This is a genomic window from Arthrobacter sp. Hiyo1, from assembly GCF_001263615.2.
Classification (GTDB): domain Bacteria; phylum Actinomycetota; class Actinomycetes; order Actinomycetales; family Micrococcaceae; genus Arthrobacter.
Map to the genome: position 1 here is coordinate 311752 of NZ_DF952474.1, position 1143 is coordinate 312894.

Genomic DNA, 1143 nt, shown 5'->3' on the forward strand with positions numbered 1-1143 from the left:
CCGGCGGATCTTCGCAACCGGGCCGTGCTCGACGACGGGGCTGCCGCCGCGCTGGCCCGCTATGGAACGAGGATTTCGGACTACTTCGGAACTCCGCAGGACATCGAATGGGCGCGGGCGGACGGCAATTTCTTCATGCTGCAATCCCGACCCATCACGGCATTGCCTGAACCCGTTGCTGATACCCCGGATACCTGGCCGTTGCCCTTCCCGAAGGGGCTCTACTTCCGGGCCAGCATCGTGGAACAACTGCCGGACCCGCTCTCGCCCCTGTTCGCCGACCTCATCGACGGCTCGGTAACCCGGTCCCTCAAGGCCCTGATGAACGAGGCCGTCGGAAGCGAAGTGGTCAGGGACGGCGACGTCGGGCTGCCCACCATCAACGGGTACGCGTACTACTACTACCGCACCGCGGCGATGTGGCGCGTGATGGGCAAGGTTGGTCCCGCCGTGGTCGCCTTGGCTCGTGGCAAGGCGCACATGGGCTTGGCTGGCTGGAGGGAATTCTCGCATCCGCGCTATAAGCAGGTGCTCGAGGACTGGTCCGCAAAGTCCCTGGGGGAGCTTTCGGGAGAGGAGCTGCTTGCGGGTGTCCGGACGCTGCTCGACGCCGGAACCGTGTACTACACGGCCGTGGAGTCCGTCATACCGATCGCCGCCACGAGCGAAATTTCCTTCCGCGCGTATTACGACAAACTCATCCGACGCGCTGGAGATCCTTCGGCGGAGACATTCCTTCTCGGCTACGACAGTGAACCCATCCGTGCAGAGAAATCGTTGTACGACCTCGCCGCGTGGGCCCGGGAAGTCGAGGGGCTCGCCCCGGCAATCCTCAATCAACCGACGGCCGCACTGGCCGAGTCGCAGCGAAACTGGCTCCCGCCTGCCGGCATGGACCCGGCCCTTTGGCAGCAATGGCGTCCGCGTTTCCAAGCCCACCTCGATCGCTTCGGCCATGCGGTCTACAACCTGGATTTCGCCAGCCCGGTGCCGGCCGACGATCCTTCGGCGCTATTGGACACGGTGAAGTTCTACCTCCGGGGCCAAGGCAACGATCCGCATGAGCGCCAGCGGCTCTCGTCCGCCCGGCGGGAGGACCAAACCGAGCGAATACTCGCCCGGCTCGGACGGACCCGGCTCGGG

General features: G+C 65.3%; 1 protein-coding gene. It reads left to right on the forward strand.

Annotated features, from left to right (window positions below; translation table 11 throughout):
- A partial coding sequence (locus tag AHiyo1_RS18750) for a PEP/pyruvate-binding domain-containing protein (RefSeq protein WP_275937079.1) occupies positions 1-1143 on the forward strand: 1143 nt, incomplete at both ends.